At 38.3% G+C, this 18,390-nt stretch carries 13 protein-coding genes and 2 tRNA genes; 7 read left to right on the plus strand and 8 right to left on the minus strand.

What is annotated here, in order from left to right:
* Positions 1-148: 148 nt before the first annotated feature.
* Positions 149-715 carry a CDP-alcohol phosphatidyltransferase family protein gene (locus tag AAGD37_RS03685; protein WP_341760191.1) on the minus strand — a complete coding sequence of 189 codons (567 nt, stop codon included), beginning with the start codon at positions 713-715 and terminating at the stop codon, positions 149-151.
* A 524-nt stretch (positions 716-1,239) separates the two neighbouring features.
* Between AAGD37_RS03685 and AAGD37_RS03690 the strand changes: the two genes are divergently transcribed.
* Both AAGD37_RS03690 and AAGD37_RS03695 read left to right on the plus strand, forming a co-directional pair.
* Complete coding sequence (locus tag AAGD37_RS03690) at positions 1,240-2,823, plus strand: Re/Si-specific NAD(P)(+) transhydrogenase subunit alpha (RefSeq protein ID WP_341760683.1); 1,584 nt, start codon at positions 1,240-1,242, stop codon at positions 2,821-2,823.
* A gap of 13 nt (positions 2,824-2,836) precedes the next feature.
* Positions 2,837-4,213 carry an NAD(P)(+) transhydrogenase (Re/Si-specific) subunit beta gene (locus tag AAGD37_RS03695; protein WP_341760192.1) on the plus strand — a complete coding sequence of 459 codons (1,377 nt, stop codon included), beginning with the start codon at positions 2,837-2,839 and terminating at the stop codon, positions 4,211-4,213.
* A 135-nt stretch (positions 4,214-4,348) separates the two neighbouring features.
* Here AAGD37_RS03695 and gltA read toward each other — a convergent pair whose 3' ends face one another.
* The 4 genes from gltA to AAGD37_RS03715 all read right to left on the minus strand — a co-directional run bounded on the left by gltA (position 4,349) and on the right by AAGD37_RS03715 (position 8,845).
* Positions 4,349-5,647, minus strand: coding sequence for a citrate synthase (gene gltA, locus AAGD37_RS03700; protein WP_341760193.1), 1,299 nt, complete (start codon positions 5,645-5,647; stop codon positions 4,349-4,351).
* A 199-nt stretch (positions 5,648-5,846) separates the two neighbouring features.
* On the minus strand, positions 5,847-7,220 hold the full coding sequence (gene gltX / locus AAGD37_RS03705) for a glutamate--tRNA ligase (protein ID WP_341760194.1): 1,374 nt from the start codon (positions 7,218-7,220) through the stop codon (positions 5,847-5,849).
* Between the two features lie 130 nt (positions 7,221-7,350).
* Positions 7,351-7,440, minus strand: a tRNA-Ser gene (locus AAGD37_RS03710).
* Positions 7,441-7,621: 181 nt separating this feature from the next.
* A complete protein-coding gene (locus tag AAGD37_RS03715) occupies positions 7,622-8,845 on the minus strand; it encodes an NADP-dependent isocitrate dehydrogenase (RefSeq protein ID WP_341760195.1) in 1,224 nt (407 codons plus the stop codon).
* A 379-nt stretch (positions 8,846-9,224) separates the two neighbouring features.
* On the opposite strand from AAGD37_RS03715, the gene AAGD37_RS03720 reads away from it, so the two are divergent.
* Complete coding sequence (locus AAGD37_RS03720; RefSeq protein WP_341760196.1) at positions 9,225-9,992, plus strand: RNA methyltransferase; 768 nt, start codon at positions 9,225-9,227, stop codon at positions 9,990-9,992.
* A gap of 331 nt (positions 9,993-10,323) precedes the next feature.
* Positions 10,324-11,211, plus strand: a complete 888-nt coding sequence (gene rpoH / locus AAGD37_RS03725; protein ID WP_341760197.1) for an RNA polymerase sigma factor RpoH — start codon at positions 10,324-10,326, stop codon at positions 11,209-11,211.
* Between the two features lie 104 nt (positions 11,212-11,315).
* On the opposite strand, the gene glmM is transcribed toward rpoH, so the two are convergent.
* The 3 genes from glmM to tilS form a co-directional block, all read right to left on the minus strand.
* Positions 11,316-12,674 (minus strand): phosphoglucosamine mutase, encoded by a 1,359-nt coding sequence (gene glmM, locus AAGD37_RS03730; RefSeq protein WP_341760198.1) that lies wholly within the window; start codon positions 12,672-12,674, stop codon positions 11,316-11,318.
* Positions 12,675-12,824: 150 nt separating this feature from the next.
* Entirely contained in the window at positions 12,825-14,747 is a 1,923-nt protein-coding gene (gene ftsH, locus AAGD37_RS03735; RefSeq protein ID WP_341760199.1) for an ATP-dependent zinc metalloprotease FtsH, read from the minus strand.
* Between the two features lie 117 nt (positions 14,748-14,864).
* On the minus strand, positions 14,865-15,992 hold the full coding sequence (gene tilS / locus AAGD37_RS03740; RefSeq protein WP_341760200.1) for a tRNA lysidine(34) synthetase TilS: 1,128 nt from the start codon (positions 15,990-15,992) through the stop codon (positions 14,865-14,867).
* 335 nt (positions 15,993-16,327) lie between these two features.
* Between tilS and gatC the strand changes: the two genes are divergently transcribed.
* The 3 genes from gatC to AAGD37_RS03755 all read left to right on the plus strand — a co-directional run bounded on the left by gatC (position 16,328) and on the right by AAGD37_RS03755 (position 18,383).
* A complete protein-coding gene (gene gatC, locus AAGD37_RS03745) occupies positions 16,328-16,615 on the plus strand; it encodes an Asp-tRNA(Asn)/Glu-tRNA(Gln) amidotransferase subunit GatC (protein WP_341760201.1) in 288 nt (95 codons plus the stop codon).
* Between the two features lie 49 nt (positions 16,616-16,664).
* On the plus strand, positions 16,665-18,170 hold the full coding sequence (gene gatA, locus AAGD37_RS03750) for an Asp-tRNA(Asn)/Glu-tRNA(Gln) amidotransferase subunit GatA (RefSeq protein ID WP_341760202.1): 1,506 nt from the start codon (positions 16,665-16,667) through the stop codon (positions 18,168-18,170).
* 137 nt (positions 18,171-18,307) lie between these two features.
* Positions 18,308-18,383 (plus strand) — tRNA-Thr (locus AAGD37_RS03755).
* Positions 18,384-18,390 lie beyond the last annotated feature (7 nt).

Consider the following 18,390-nt stretch of genomic DNA (forward strand, 5'->3'; position numbering starts at 1 on the left):
GTTAAATCGAACCCTAGAAGGCTCTCTTCAAGCGCGTCAACGACGATTAAATTCTTTGATTATTCAAATTGATTAGTAACTATGTAACACTCAATGGGTTCAACAAGGTTCTTCATTAGCAATGAATGTCTAAAAAAAACAACAGTGATTATTCGATACTCTCGATCAAAGGTGATTTAGTGTTAGTGGACATAAAATGACGACTTCCTTGTATACTATAGATAATTGCAGAAAGAGCTGTCAGGAAACCTGTAATCCATTCTAAGCTGCTTTTCAAGATTGGGATTTTAACATTGAAAACCAAAAATCCTAATATCAGAGAAGTAAGAATAATTTGTGTTAACGTATTCAGCTTGGAAATCCACAAGGGTTTTATCAACAGTGGCTTACCTAAAAAGAAAGCAATGATTATACTAGAAAGAATCAACATATCTCGACTTGCTACTAAAACAACGAGCCAAATTGGCAAATGCCCAAGATAACTCAAGACAATAAAAACAGATACAAGGAGAATTTTATCAGCAAAAGGATCGAGAAGAGTGCCCAATTTGCTTTGCTGATTAAAAAGCCTAGCTACAGAGCCATCAATAGCATCGGATAATCCAGCAAGAATTAACAAAACGAAGGCAATCAAAATACAATCGCTAAGCATAGCCCAGACAATTAACGGTACCAATAAAACTCTCAAAAACGTAATAAGATTGGCTACTGTCAATTTAAAATATAACTTTCTTAGGAAGATAATCAAAAAGAATGTGGGTATCGATCTAAAAATTCGCAACAAAAACAAACCTTACAATAGATTCACTCTAGGAAAGAAATAATCCATTATCAGTTATTTAAGGTTTGTAGCAGCTTCTTTTTATATACATTTACTCTCTAATAGCTTAACGAAGGTATACCTAGATCTGAAAAAGAAGGTGTCCAACTTCCTAATAACGAACAATTTCATACTTACGATATTATTCTATATTGTTTTCTGGAGCCTTTCCGTTTTTATTTTTGATGAGAGATGATCTCTCATTTAAAATAGGGACTTTCTTCTGACTCCACAGTTTAAAGATTATCAATATGAAATGTGAAGAGTGATCGAAAGGATGAGGTGCCTACGACTAAGATTGTTAATAGATTCAGAGTGATAAGATATCAGTTGGACTTATAATACTTTTTCTAGTATTGTGCATCCTGATGTTTTAAACACCTGTTCTCTTTTACATTAGGAATATCCAGCTCACAATGATGATCATCGGAACACTGAAAGAATCCGCAAGGAGAGAGAAGCGAGTTGCAATGACACCGCAATCCGCACAAGCATTACAAAGACTTGGATTTTCCTGTATTATACAGTCAGGTTCTGGTATAGGATCTAGGTTTCACGATGTAGATTACCAAAAAGTTGGTGTCAAGATTGTAGAGAGTGAAACAGAACTATGGTTAGAATCAGATGTTATTCTTAAAGTTGATCCTCCATCGTTAACAGAAACCAATAGACTACGATCCGGCCAAACAATCATCAGTTTTGTTTACCCCCAAAAAAATAAAGCATTGCTTAATGCTGCTAAGGAATGCAATGCGATTCTGATTGCCATGGATATGGTCCCTCGTATTTCGAGAGCCCAGAAGATGGATGCTCTATCCTCAATGGCCAACATAGATGGATATCGCTCCATCATAGAAGCTAGCAATCATTTTGATCGTTTTTTGAAAGGCCAAATCACGGCCGCAGGGAAGATTGCTCCAGCTAAAATTCTCGTTATCGGTGCAGGTGTAGCAGGACTTTCTGCAATCGGTACAGCACAATCTCTTGGTGCTATTGTACGAGCCTTTGATGTCCGCAAGGAAGTTTCCGAACAAATTGAATCAATGGGGGCTGAGTTTCTGTCTCTAGATTTTGAAGAAGATGGATCAGGAGAAGGCGGATATGCAACCCCTTCTTCCCCTGAGTTTCATGAGAAGCAACTCACACTTTTTCGCTCTCAAGCACCAGACATTGATATTGTTATTACAACAGCACTAATCCCTAATCAAGAAGCTCCTAAACTTTGGTTGAAAGACATGGTTGCTTCTATGAAGTCAGGATCTATCATTATTGATCTCGCTGCCCAGCAGGGAGGAAATTGTGACCTTACAGTCAAAAATAAGCAGATTGAAACTAAAAATGGGGTCACTATTGTTGGTTTTACTGATTTTACAAGCCGAATGGCTAGGCAGTCATCGACATTATACTCGAACAACGTTCTCCACATGATAGAAGAGTTGACACCTAAAAAAAATGGAATGATCGTCCATAACATGGAAAATGAGATTATCCGTGCAGTGACTGTGACATATAAAAAATGTATTACATTTCCACCACCTCCTATACTAGCTATAAAGAAGCCGGAACCGAAGGAGGTTAAAAAATCTCCTCTTAAGACTAAGATTCAGAATGAGTTAAAACATAAAAAAGAAGAGCAACCATCAACGTTACATCTTAAAGCCATTATTAAAGAGACGAGCATACTGATTGTGGGCGCACTGTTTATTTTCCTGCTAGGTTTTTATGCTCCAGCAAACTTTATGCAACATTTAGTTGTATTTGTTCTGGCTTGTTTTGTTGGTTTTCAGGTCATATGGAATGTTTCACATGCGCTTCATACACCCCTCATGTCTATAACTAATGCTATTTCTGGCATCATATTGTTGGGTTCCTTACTACAAATAGGGAATGAAAATTGGATTGTTGTTATGCTTTCATCAATTTCAATTTTCATCGCAATGATTAACGTTGTTGGTGGTTTTGCAGTTACAAGACGTATGCTCGCCATGTTTCAAAAAAGTTAGGGAACCTAATTTAATGAGCGTTAGTTTTATCAGGGCAATTTATATAGTAGCTAGCATTCTTTTTATTCTTTCACTCAGTGGAATGAACAATCAAGAAAGTGCAAAACGGTCTGTATGGTATGGTATCTTTGCAATGATACTAGCAATCACTGCTACACTTTTATTTCCTATTGTTGGTAACTATTGGCTTCTGATCCCCTTAATCATGGCAGGATCAGCTGTAGGTGCCTTCGTTTCTCAACGAGTTGAGATGACGAGTATGCCTCAGTTAGTTGCAGCGCTGCATTCCTTTGTAGGTCTAGCGGCTGTTTTTATTGGCATTAGCTCATCCATGACTCTATCTTCTCATTTTGGCAGCACTGAATTAATCATCCATCAAATTGAGATCTTATTAGGTATCTTTATTGGCGGAATCACATTTACTGGATCAATTATCGCATTTGGTAAATTACAGGGTATAATCAAAAGTAACCCTGTTATATTGCAGGGTCGGCATATCCTGAATCTTTCAGGTTTAGTGTTCTGTTTTATTCTAGGTTATAAATTCATGGAAGATCCTAAAGTATCGATCCTCCTTGCTCTTACATTGACTTCTTTTATTATTGGTGCACATCTGATTATAGCCATTGGCGGCGCAGACATGCCTGTTGTCGTGTCAATACTGAACTCTTATTCAGGATGGGCTGCAGCAGCCACTGGATTTTTGCTCGAAAATGATCTATTGATCGTAACAGGAGCTCTAGTTGGGTCTTCAGGTGCCATTCTCTCCCACATCATGTGTCGATCGATGAACCGTAGCTTTATCTCCATAATTTTCGGTGGTCTTGGCAATTCTTCGAGCTCCATTATGAAAAAAGTTGAAGGTGAAATTGTCTCGGTAGAGGCAGGCTTTGTAGCAGCTACTCTAGATAAAAGTAATACAGTTATAATCGTTCCGGGATACGGAATGGCTGTTGCGCGAGCACAAAGGTCTTTATCAGAGTTAACCAACCGCCTCCGTGAAGCTGGTAAAAAGGTTCGATTTGCTATACATCCTGTTGCAGGCCGCTTACCTGGTCACATGAATGTGCTATTGGCAGAAGCCAATGTTCCTTATGATATTGTTTTAGATATGGATGAAATCAATGACGATCTCTCAAAGACTGACGTCGTAATGGTCGTAGGTTCAAATGATATTGTTAACCCTTCAGCACAAGAAGATCCTAACTCTCCTATTGCCGGTATGCCAGTTCTTGAAGTTTGGAAGGCAAAACAAGTCATCATCTTCAAGCGTGGTCATGGCACAGGGTATTCAGGTATTGAAAATACTCTTTTTTTCAAAGAAAATACATGTATGTTGTATGGAGATGCAAAAGCATCATTAGATTCATTGCTCAAGATAATCAATTGATCATCTATAATCTCAATAAGATTTTCGAAAATCAAATCGCTGATCAATAGTCAATATCAGTCATAAACTCTATTTTTTGATCATCCTTATCCTTCACCCTAATACTAGCTAGCTCTAGATCGCTTGGTTCATTTCTTATTTATTATCTCTTTTTTCGATAGGGATATAGTCACGTTGTTTTTTTCCAGTATATAGTTGGCGAGGACGTCCTATCCGTTGCTTTGGATCTTCAATCATTTCTTTCCACTGGGCAATCCAACCGACAGTTCTGGCCAGTGAAAATAAAACAGTGAACATTTTAGTAGAGAATCCTAAAGCTTTAAGGGTAATACCAGAATAAAAATCAATGTTGGGATAAAGGCCGCGTTCTTTGAAATAATCATCTTCAAGTGCAATTTTTTCTAACTCTACGGCGATATTTAAAATAGGATCGTTACGATTACCTATAACTTCCAGTACTTGATGAGTTGTTTTACGCATAATTTTTGCGCGTGGATCATAATTCTTATAAACACGATGTCCAAACCCCATTAATCGAAATGAATCATTTTTATCTTTTGCTCGCTTGATAAATTCTGGAATACGATCTGGAGTTCCAATTTCATAGAGCATATTGAGAGAAGCTTCATTTGCACCGCCATGGGCAGGACCCCAAAGACAAGCTATACCTGCTGCAATACAAGCAAATGGGTTTGCACCTGAAGAACCAGCCATACGCACTGTTGATGTTGAAGCATTTTGCTCATGATCAGCATGAAGAATAAGAATTCTATCCATAGCTCGAGCTAAAATAGGGTTAATTTCATAGTCTTCATTTGGTTCAGTAAAACACATATGCAAAAAATTTGAAGCATAATCGAGATCATTACGCGGAGATACAAAAGGCTTCCCTAATGAATGTTTATATGTCATCGCAGCGATAGTTGGCATTTTAGAAATCATCCGTAGAGATGCAATGATTCTCTGATTTGGATCTTTAACATCAGTAGAATCATGATAAAAAGCTGATAATGCGCTAACAACACCCAACATTACCGCCATAGGATGAGCATCTTTTCGAAACCCACTGAATAATTTTGTTATTGGATCGTGAAGCATCTTGTAATATGTTAGTTGATCCTTAAAACTCGTTTTTTGTTCTTTTGATGGTAAGTTACCATATAATAGCAGAAAACAAATTTCTAAAAAATCACCTTGTTCTGCTAACTGATCTATGGGATAGCCTCGGTATAATAGGGTTCCAGAATCGCCATCGATATATGTAATAGCACTTTTACAGGAGGCTGTTGAGGTAAATCCAGGATCGAATGTAAATCGTCCTGACTTTTTGTAAAGTTGAGTGATGTCAAGAACATCTGGTCCCAACTCGGCATGAAAGACAGGAAGTTCATAGTTTTCTTCCTCTATTGTTAAGATAGCTTTTTGATTAAACATTTGTTACCTTCTAAGTTCGACAACACTGTTATCAGTGTCGAGTCGATTGAATGCCGAGCATTGTGATTAATCTCTTGCGTTTTCCCTTTTTCTTTTGAACCCTAATCAAGAACATAAGGTTATGACTGTTCTTAAAACATACTGTTGATAATCGATTTATTCACCAGAAACAAGTTTTTCAAAGGACAGGACTCTTTTCTTAATCTAATTGGTCAGAAAAACGGGATAAGGATTCATCGCGTCCCAGAATGAAAAGAAGATCGAAAATTCCAATTGCAGTTATTGTTCCTGTTAGGGCCGCTCTAATAGGCTCTGCAACTTGTACTAGTTTTAGTTTTTTCTCATCAGTAAATTGCTTAATTTCGGATTCTAGGCTTTTTCTTGACCAAATAGAGAGCCTAGATAACCTAGGCACAAGAGCCGACAAAATACACCGGCCTGCTTTATGATTAGCTTCGAGGAGTACGATTGCCTTTTCCTCCATTGGCAAAGGACAGGAATAAAAAATAAACCGGGATTCATCAATCAGATCGAGGAGTGTTTTTGCTCGTTTTTTCAATCCAGGCATTGCTAAAAGAAGTTTTTCTCTTCCAGCCTGAGTCCAATGATTTTTAATCCAAGCTCCTTTTTCAAGATCTGGGAGAATCGATTCTATTGCATTGAGAAGACTTTCATCATCACTCTCACGAATATAATGACCATTCATGTTTTTAAGCTTTGTTAAATCAAATCGGGCAGGTGATTTCCCAATAGAGGATAGATTGAATATTTTATCTAACTGAGTCTGAGAAAAATACTCCTGATTACCATACGACCAGCCTAACCGAAGCAGATAATTACGGAGAGCATTAGGCAGATAGCCCATTGCGCGATAAACTTTGACTCCAAGAGAGCCGTGTCGCTTGGAAAGTTTTTTCCCATCTTTTCCATAAATCAACGGGACATGTGACATTTTCGGAATATCCCAACCTAGATAGTTATATATAATTATCTGTTTGGCAGAATTTATGAGGTGATCGTCACCACGAATAATATGGGTAATACCCATGTCATGATCATCAACAACAACAGCTAGCATATACGTTGGCATACCACCCGATCGTAGAAGAATAGGATCATTCAGATCCTTGTTAGGTATACGAATTTTTCCTTGTATAGAATCTTGAATTATCGTTTCACCTTCTAAGGGACTGCGCAAACGGATGGCAGGTCTTGTCTTGTTTTCATCACCAGAATGGTTCCATGATTGGTCAGAATCATAACATTTGTAAGCAGCACCTTTAAACAGCAAATGTTCAGCAATTTCACGATGACGTTCAATACGGCTAGATTGTGAAATAACCTCACCATCCCAGTCAAGACCAAGCCAAACTAATTCTTCAAGAATCGTTTTAATTATGACATCATCTGATCGTTCACGATCCGTATCTTCAATCCGTAAGAACATTTTACCTCTGTTAGCACGTGCTAAAAGCCAATTGAAGAGCGCTGTTCTGGCACCCCCAATATGTAAATTTCCTGTTGGCGATGGTGCAAAACGGGTTATGACAGGACAATTATTACTTTGGATCATTAAAGAACGTTCGTTAAAGGCAATAGATTGAAAATAGATCACACAATAAAGAGATCAGACTCACCATTTAGCATAGAATTAATCTCATACAAGAGAGAACTGATTCAGAGACTGTTAACTTCATTCAAGGTGGCGGACAGGGTGGGATTCGAACCCACGGTACGCTCTCGCGCACGCCGGTTTTCAAGACCGGTGCCTTTAACCGCTCGGCCACCTGTCCATGTCCAAGGAATGAAAAAGGCTATGGTGCATTCCTCGTATAAAATCAAGCAATCTTTTCTTAAAAATTAAAACAGGAAGGAAAATTCAAAAAACCTCTTATGTTCAAAAAAGGGAATGAGGCCTATATATTTTCCTTGGTTAAGGATCTACTGACCTACTGCTCAAAAAAACTATGGGAATTAAAGATGTACTTTGTTCATGACTTCTTGAAGGTTTTTATCGATCTTATCTAGGAATCCTGTTGTGGAAAGCCAAGGCTGATGAGGTCCGATGAGAAGGGCAAGATCTTTGGTCATACTGCCACTTTGAACTGTATGAATACAAACAGTTTCAAGAATTTTAGCAAATTTTTCAAGTGATTTATTACCATCAAGTTTGGCTCTGTGCAACAGACCACGAGTCCATGCGAAGATGGAAGCTATTGAGTTGGTTGATGTTTCTTCACCATTTTGATGTGCCCGATAGTGGCGGGTTACAGTACCATGAGCGGCTTCTGATTCAACCGCCTTACCATCGGGTGTCATCAACACCGATGTCATGAGGCCTAAGGAACCAAAGCCTTGGGCTATAAGATCTGACTGCACATCACCATCATAGTTTTTACAGGCCCATATATATCCGCCAGACCATTTCAGGTTGGCAGCAACCATATCATCAATCAACCTATGTTCATACCATATCTTTTTCTTATCAAACTGTGTTTTGAATTCATTTTCAAAAATTTCCTGAAAAATTTCTTTAAAACGACCATCATAAGCTTTTAAAATGGTATTTTTTGTAGATAGATAAACTGGCATACAGCGTTGCAAACCATAATTAAGAGAGGCTCGAGCAAAATCTTCTATCGATTTATCCAGATTATACATACCCATAGCAATTCCGGAAGAAGGAGCATCAAAAAGATCATATTCTTTGCTTCTACCATCTTCATGAACAAATTTCATGGTCAGTTTTCCTTTACCAGAAAACAAAAAATCTGTTGCACGATACTGGTCACCATAAGCATGACGCCCTATTATAATAGGCTGATTCCATCCAGGAACTAAACGCGGCACATTGTTTATGATGATAGGTTCTCGAAAAATTACACCGCCTAGAATGTTACGAATAGTGCCATTCGGAGAAGGCCACATTTTTTTAAGGTTAAATTCCTTAACACGAGCTTCATCAGGCGTAATGGTTGCACATTTTACACCTACACCATATTTCTTGATCGCTTCGGCTGAATCGACTGTGATTTGATCATTCGTATTATCGCGAGCCTTAAGACTCAAATTATAATATTTTAGGTTGATATCGAGATAGGGATGAATAAGCTTATCCTTGATGTCATGCCAGATAATACGGGTCATTTCATCACCATCGAGTTCAACCAACGGATTATCGACCTTAATCTTTGTCATACGGTTAGCCCTTTTTTTTATATTCTATATCAACTTCTATATTATAATCAAAGTATAGTGATAAAGTTTCATGAATCAGACATCAGGTCAGGACCAAGAAAAAAGAAACCTTTATTTTCCTACTCTCTTGCCTTCAAGATGCTTGGCTATTCTTCAATCCTGACTTTTACCAAAAATGAAGAATCCCTCATCTATTTAAATGTAAAATCATAATGTTCCATAAATTATTTTTTCCTTCTCTTTATCTATAGTATGTATAGTATGTATTGTATTAATTAAACGCCATAGACAAGAGTCAGTTCAGGTCTTGTCTCTAGAGTTCTTGAGACTCAGAAATTAGAATTTCTTTTATAATCAAGCGTTTGACGAAACTGTAAATATGGCCGTAATTAACGAGAATAAAGATCCACTGACTGACGGTCCTATTATTGTTTTAGTAAATCCCCAATTGGGTGAAAATATCGGTGCTGCAGCCCGTGCCATGGCTAACTTTGGATTAGTAGATTTAAGGTTAGTCAATCCAAGAGACTGTTGGCCCAGCCCTTCTGCACGCTCTAATGCAGCTAAAGCTTACCACATCATAGATCATGTCACTATTTTTGATGATTTAAGATCAGCACTATACGACTTACAATTTGTTTATGCAACAACGGCCAGACAGAGGGCTATGTTAAAACTAATACGGAGTCCAAGAGAAGCGGCTCAGGAGTTACGTCTGCGTCACTGTTCAGGACAAAAAACTGGCATTCTTTTTGGTTGTGAACGGGCTGGGCTGAAGAATTCAGAAATAGAATTAGCTGATGAAATTATCACTTTTCCTGTTAATCCAGACTTTACTTCAGTTAATATTGCTCAGTCAGTTTTGTTAATGAGTTATGAATGGATGACATCAGTTACAACTCATTTGCCAATGAAGATTGAATCGAGTCAACCCGCAGAGAAGGACGATCTCTTTCGATTATTTGATCATTTAGAGGGTGCACTAGATCGTAAGAATCATTTTTATCCACCACATAAACGTTCCACTATGGTAGAAAAATTAAGAAACATTTTTCAGAAAGCTAGGCTTAGTAAACAAGAAATTCAGGCCTTACGAGGTGTTTTAACTACTCTAGAAGGTAAAAATCTACGTTCCAGATCTAATTAAGAGTCTTAAATTAAGATTTTATCCTTTTGATACGGTGGATATGAAAGGTCATCATTGTAGAGATTCTTATCTATCTTAAGAATCTATAGATTCAGGAACGGTACATTATTTGTATACTATCAGATTCCACTGTAAAAAACTTGACCAGAAAAGAATTATAATTAGTTTAATTTGATGAATAAAGGATTCTCTAATACTAGAGCTTCAATTTTAAACTCAATTAATCTCGTTTAATTCATTTTCGGTGAATAAAAGTAATGAAGAAGAATTAAGATTCGTATTTAAGGTATCATGGATTACGGGATTTATGCCTCTGGAAGGAGAAAAATCAATGGTCAATACACTTCCTATTATTACGTATGGAATACAAAGATACCTAGACGAGATTCGCAAATTTCCTATTCTTGAACCTCAGGAAGAATATATGCTAGGCAAACGTTATATGGAGCATCATGACCCTCAGGCAGCCCACAAGTTAGTAACAAGCCATCTTCGCCTCGTTGCTAAAATTGCTATGAATTATCGTGGCTATGGTTTGCCTATAGGAGAAGTTATTTCTGAAGGCAATGTAGGTCTTATACAAGCCGTGAAAAAATTTGATCCTGAGCGGGGATTTCGTTTAGCGACCTATGCAATGTGGTGGATTAAAGCATCTATTCAGGAATATGTATTACGTTCGTGGAGTCTCGTTAAAATTGGGACAACTAGCAGTCAAAAGCGTCTATTCTTCAACCTACGTCAACTAAAAGGAAAAATAAAAGCTCTTGAAGATGGTGAATTAAAAAATGATCATGTCCAGAAAATTGCTAAAAAATTGAATGTTTCAGAAGATGAAGTTCGTTCGATGAACCAACGTCTATCAGGTGATACTTCACTTAATGCGCCGATTCGTATGAAAGAAGGCGAGAATAGACAATGGCAAGACTGGTTGGTAGATGAAAATGAGAGTCAAGAATCTTTGTTAATTAAGCAAGATGAACTTCAAGTACGTCGAGAAATGCTACGTGATGCTATTTCAGTATTGAACGAGCGAGAACAACGTATCTTTAAAGCTCGTAGATTATACGAAGAACCGTTAACCCTTGAAACTTTATCTAATGAATTGGAAATCAGTCGTGAGCGTGTGCGTCAGATCGAAGTGCGCGCTTTTGAAAAAGTCCAAAAAAAAATGATTTATTATCACCAAAAAATTGAAAAATATCAAATTTCACTTAATTAGTTTTCAGGCAATAAAATCTTTTAACCAAAAGGTTTTGGCGCTTGCCTCTTCTAGACAATCTGGAAGGAAAGGAAGAATGGCATCCAATCTCGAAACATTAAGCATCAGAAGCATTTTTTTGTTAATGAATTACAAATATCATTAACAACCGTTTCTATTATCTCTTTATCATCACCTTCTGCCATCACTCTTATTACTGGCTCAGTTCCAGATCTTCTGACGACTAAGCGTCCTTTATTTTCAAGTCGGTTGCGCGCATCAGATATTACCTCAATCACCTGTTCATCTTTTAGAAAGTCATCTTTTCTGCTATAATGAACATTCTTCAATATCTGTGGAACGGGCTCGAAGCGACCACAAATTTCGCTTACTGATTTATCCCAAGATTTTACTATAGCTAATAACTGTAGAGCCGCAACTAGACCATCGCTAGTTGGGGCATAATCAGATAGAACGATATGGCCGGATTGCTCACCACCGATATTAAAATCGTTTTTACGCATGCATTCAACTATATATCGGTCGCCAACAGGTGTACGCGTAAGTGATAAGCCCATGCTACTAAGAAAACGCTCAAGACCAAGGTTAGACATAATTGTCCCAACAACCCCATCACCAGAGAGCAGGCCTTTTTCTTTCCAGAACTGGCTGACTACGGCGATTAATTGATCACCATCGATAATATTACTTTTTTCATCAACAATGATGACACGATCAGCATCACCATCCAGTGCAATCCCGATGTCTGCATGTGTTTCCCTAACTTTTTTTTCTAGTTGTTTCGTATGTGTAGAACCACATTTGGCATTTATATTCATACCATTAGGTTCAACACCAATTGAAATAACATCAACACCTAATTCCCAAAGTATAGCAGGTGCTACTTTGTAGGCTGCTCCGTTTGCACAATCAATAACGACACGTAGACCATCAAGAGAGAGATTACGCGGCACCGTTCGTTTTGCGAATTCGATATAACGATCATATATACCTTCAATGCGTTTAGCTCGACCTATTCTTGCGCTATCAGCCATTTTTCTTGTTAGATCCTGATCTATTAGCGCTTCAATCTTCTCTTCCGTTTCATCAGAGAATTTAGTTCCTTCGGGTCCAAAAAGCTTGATACCATTGTCATGATAAGCATTGTGGGAAGCAGAAATCATTACACCTATATCAGCTCGTAGTGAACGAGTAAGCATAGCGACAGCAGGTGTTGGAACTGAACCGAGCAAGTATACATCCATACCAGAAGCAGTAAAGCCTGAAACCACTGCATTTTCAAGCATATATCCAGAAAGGCGAGTGTCTTTTCCAAGAACCACACGATGACGATGACTACCACAACGAAAGAGAAGACCAACAGCCATACCAATCTTCATTGCAGTTTCAGCTGTCATTGGTGATCTATTAACATAACCACGGATTCCATCTGTACCGAAATACTTATGAATTTTATTCACCATTGTACTTTTCTCGTTCTATTTCACAGAGGAATATTTTTTGTTTTCTGATTATGCCATAACTAACCGATGTTAAGAATGAAAATAACAATATAGTTAAAGATAAGAAGACCTGATCTGATTTCTAGGGAATGGATTGAATAGACCTTGATATTAAGAAGGTTGTGGCTTCATTTCAGTATTACCGCCCTTTGGGTTCCGTTTTTTTCCTGATTTAGGAATACAACTTCCTCTCGATGGCGGAACATCATTACCAAATTCACGGTTTGGAGCTTTGCCATTTAATAAATCATGAATCTCTTTTCCTGAAAGAGTTTCGAATTCTATAAGGCCTTGTGCCAATATTTCAAGGTCTTCTTTACGTCTTGTTAAAATGCATTTTGCAGAAGAAAATCCATCATCGACAAGACGGCGAACCTCTTCATCAATAATTTGTGCGGTTTCTTCAGAAACATTCTTTTGTTGTGCTACAGAATGACCTAGGAATACTTCCTGCTGGTTTTCTCCATAAGAAACCTTACCTAACTTATCTGAATAGCCCCATTGGGTAACCATCGCTCGTGCTAACCGAGTTGCCTGCTCAATATCTGACTGGGCTCCCGAGGTGATATTTTTTTTCCCAAAAGTAAGCTCTTCAGAAACACGGCCTGCCATCATAATAGAAAGACGCGATGTCATTTGTTCATAAGTCATAGAGATCTCATCGCGTTCTGGCAATTGCATGACCATCCCCAATGCTCTCCCCCGAGGGATAATTGTTGCTTTGTGTACTGGATGGGCAGCTGGTACAGTTATAGCAACGAGAGCATGACCTGCTTCGTGATAAGCAGTATTTCGTTTTTCCTCTTCTGACATTGCCATTGAACGACGTTCCGTCCCCATGAGAATTTTGTCTTTTGCATCTTCAAATTCTTGTGATGTTACGAGTCGTTTCTCACGACGCGCAGCAAGAAGAGCAGCCTCATTGACAAGATTCATAAGATCCGCACCAGAAAATCCTGGAGTTCCACGAGCGACTACCTTCAAATTCACATTAGATGCTAATGGTACATTTTTAATATGGACTTTAAGGATAGCCTCACGCCCAATAATATCAGGATTCGGAACAACTACTTGACGGTCAAAACGACCGGGTCTTAGTAATGCAGGATCCAGAACATCTGGACGATTTGTAGCTGCAATTAAAATGATCCCTTCATTGATTTTGAACCCATCCATCTCAACTAGTAACTGGTTCAATGTCTGTTCACGTTCATCGTTACCACCACCTAAGCCAGCGCCACGATGACGTCCAACAGCATCGATCTCATCAATAAAGATAATGCAGGGTACGTTTTTTTTAGCCTGCTCGAACATATCACGCACTCGGCTTGCACCTACACCTACAAACATCTCAACAAAATCGGATCCTGAAATTGTGAAGAAAGGAACATTAGATTCACCCGCAACCGCCCGTGCTGTCAAAGTTTTTCCTGTTCCGGGGGGGCCAACGAGCAACACACCATGAGGCATTTTACCACCAAGACGTTGGAATTTTTGAGGATCGCGCAGAAATTCTACTATTTCGATTAAATCCTCTTTTGCTTCGTCAATCCCAGCGACATCTTCAAAAGTAATACGACCATGTGTTTCTGTTAGAAGCTTCGCTTTAGTTTTCCCAAACCCCATAGCTTTTCCTTGACCTGATTGCATCTGGCGCATAATGAAAATCCAGACACCTATTAGCAGCAACAAAGGTAACCAATTGATTAGCATTCCAATTAACGTATTTCGATTGCTTATAGCTGGTTTGGCTGCGATCTCTATCTCACTTTCCTGTAAGCGTCCGACTAATTCTGGATCTTCTGGAGCATAAGTGGTAAAGCCACCAACTCCATCTGAATATTCTCCAGAAATACGATCACCAGCAATGGTTACTGATTTAATACGATTATCATCAACCTCACCAAGGAATTGCGAATAAGAAATCTCTCGAATTGTCTTATGACCATGAGGTGTCTGAAACATCTGAAATAGCGCAATTAAAAGGAGCGCGATAAGTCCCCATAGCGCAAAATTGCGGAAATTCGAATTCATTTTGAGATAATCCTGATCTGATGGTTATTAGCTCAGCCCTTCAGACCGTGCTTTTTTGAATTGAAGATAGGTTTCAATTTACTCATTGCCAAGGTACAACTCGATAAATACGTTTATTCATTCCAATTTTAAAGAAACTAATTTATCGTATTTTTTGATCATCCTTAGAGCATATTGATAGAGAAGATCGTCCGATTGTGAGCGAAATCTTTGTAAAGGTCGGACTGATATCTCTTTTCCTTCCCTACTCTGAGGGACTTTCAATTGTCTGCGATGCTCAAATTCAAACTTGACTTCGGAATTTCTAATAGTGATTAGACACCTACCAACGCTAAATTTTCTCTTTTCTCCTTGTTTATATGACTTTGCTACTGCGATCACCTTTCGTTCTGGGGGACGATAATTTTGATCACCAGCAAGTTGTATTAGTATTGAAAAACAATTGACTAAAATTGCCAAAGGTAGAGATTGGCTATTTGAAAAAATCAAAGAATCACTCTTTGTTTTCCAAACGTTTTTTTCAAGAAATGGACAGATTTTTCTATTCATCCAAAGTCTAGTTTTGTTATTAAGTTCGGCAAATCTTGCTATCATCTTTACTGATGGAAAATGTGAAGATGTGGATAAAGCTTGTCTGGCACGAACCCTCTCATAATTTCTATTTTCATTTGTAGGATCATCAATCCAACCTTGAGATTGAGTCTTTAAATAATTTCTTATATCTATACGATCATAATTCAAAAGCGGTCTATATAAAGAAATTTCCTCGTAACTTGATTTTGAGCTCATTCCAGAGAGTCCTAATGTTCCACTCTGGTTATTAACACGAAGAGAGCGCATCAAAATAGTCTCTGCCTGATCGTTCCGAGTATGACCCAGTAAAATAATCGATGCCTTAACTTCTCTGGCTTGCTGAATTAGAAGCTCATAGCGAGCGGAGCGGGCACTATGAGCTGATTTTTGTTTGTTTTCGTTTTCCCATATTTTAGTATAATGTTTAAATCCTAAGGAAAGAGAAGTCTGACGAACCCACCTTACTTCTTGGGAAGATTGTTTACGCAAACCATGATCAATAGTTACTATATTCACATGAGGACCTGTGGGGCTTTGATTTAACCACTCATGTAAAAGAAACATAAGTGCAATCGAGTCACTTCCTCCAGATACAGCAGCGATAATTTTTTTGTAGCTAGATACGGGCGAAAAAAGTGTGTTCAGATCATTTATAAGAGAAGAGTTGAACAAAATCGTTAATCCATATGGATCTAAGATAATCTGATTGAGTTATCTTTATCCATACTTTTCACATATTAATTTTCAAGCGTTTATGTATTGTTTGATCGTTCGATTCAGGAAGTGATGTAACCGTTCTATATGATTTTCCATCCCTGAAAAAATGAATGGACTAGCGAATAGTTTTGTAATATTTCTTCATGAACTGGAACTTTCGAACTTCAATATAAAGTCAATTATCGTACAATACTGTAGATATAGCAAGTATGAAACGAATAAAGATCTTATTTCAAATCTAAAGTAAAAGAGAATCAGTTCTCATTTTCCATGTTGTTTAGGGGTTCAATATGTTGTTAGATATGGTCACAGTTAAACGTCTCGCTCTTTTGTCAAATATTGCAATAACTGATGAGAACATGAGGGCTATGAAAAGTGAATTAAATACTATTATGAGATTTGTAGAACAATTGATGCAAGTCAATGTTGATGGTGTTGAGCCCATGGAATCGATCTTTGAAATAAATATGCATGAACGTATGGATAAAGTGACAGACGGCAATAAAGTCGATGATATTACTGCTAATGCCCCTGCCAAAGAACATGGTTTCTTTATAGTTCCTAAAGTTCTTGAATAGAAGAGTAGTACTAAAAAATATATTAAGAACCTTTAAATACCAAAATGGAATGACTGATCTCACTGAATTTACTATAGCCCAGGCTCGTAAAGCTCTTGACAGTAGAGAATTTTCTTCTGTGGAGCTTACTACTGCATATCTGAGAGCGATTGATAAATTCAACAATACTTTGAATGCTTATGTAGCCATAACTCCTGATAAGGCATATGCTATGGCTTTGGTTTCTGATAAGCGAATAGCAAAGGGTGAATCAGCCTTACTGGATGGAATCCCTTTAGGTATCAAAGATGCGTACGCTACCAAGGGAGTTCATACTCAGGCTTGTAGTCGTATATTAGAAGGGTTTAGGCCAGCTTACGAATCGACTGTTACAGAAAATTTATGGAGTGATGGCGCGGTGATGCTGGGCAAACTCAATATGGATGAGTTTGCTATGGGATCATCTAATGAGAACTCCTATTACGGTCCGGTAATCAATCCATGGCGTCGAAAAGAAGATAATATCGCTGATTCTAATCTAGATAAAACACTACTTGTTCCGGGTGGCTCATCCGGTGGTTCTGCTGCAGCTGTTGCTGCGGGTTTGTGTGCGGGAGCGACAGGAACTGATACTGGAGGATCTATCCGTCAGCCTGCAGCTTTTACAGGAACAGTCGGGATTAAACCAACTTATGGCCGTTGTTCACGCTGGGGCATCATAGCTTTTGCCTCTTCTTTAGATCAGGCCGGCTCTATCACACGTGATGTTCACGATGCTGCCTTGATGCTGCGTTCAATGGCATCATTCGATCTCAAAGATTCAACATGTATGGACATACCGGTCCCTAATTATGAAAGTTTTATTGGGAAGTCCATTAAAGGTATGAGGATTGGTGTCCCGAAAGAATATCAAATTGACTCTATGCCTCAAGAAATAGAGGACGTATGGCAGGAGGGAGTCGCTTGGCTTAAGGAAGCGGGTGCTAAAATTGTTGACATCTCTTTGCCTCATACGAAATATGCACTCCCAGCCTATTATATCGTGGCAACCGCCGAAGCTTCTTCGAATTTAGCACGTTATGATGGAGTACGTTACGGTTTGCGCCGCACTGGTGAAAATATTATCGATATGTATAGAAATACTCGTGCCCAAGGATTTGGTGAAGAGGTTAAGCGGCGGATCATCATAGGTACCTACGTCCTTTCATCCGGTTATTACGATGATTATTATTTACGCGCTCAAAAGGTACGAAGGTTGATCAAAAATGATTTTGATCATGTTTTTTCTAAAGGTATAGACACAATAATAACACCTGTCACTCTTTCTACGGCTTTTCCTATTGGAGATAAGGATATGCAATCCGATCCTATTAACATGTATCTCAACGATCTCTTCACTGTAACAGTAAACATGGCAGGATTACCAGCTATCACAGTACCTGCTGGAATCTCCAATAACAATCTCCCATTAGGACTACAACTGATTGGTCGATCATTTGAGGAGGAAACTTTGTTTCAGATTGCCAGTGTTATCGAGAAGGCTGCAGGTGTATTTCGACCGCCTAAATGGCTATAATTAATTATTTTTCTCGAACCCAGATTCGATATAGATAGACAACTGAATTTTGATATTCATCTCTTTATCATGTGATCACAGTATTTTTTATCAGCTCTCTCAATTGTGTCTATCGATAAGAAAAATAAGAAAAACATGCCGCATTAGCTCAGCTGGTAGAGCACATCATTCGTAATGATGAGGTCAGGTGTTCGAATCACCTATGCGGCACCAAACTCTT

Source organism: Candidatus Endowatersipora endosymbiont of Watersipora subatra (genome assembly GCF_964026585.1).
Classification (GTDB): Bacteria; Pseudomonadota; Alphaproteobacteria; order Rhizobiales; family Rhizobiaceae; genus Pseudahrensia.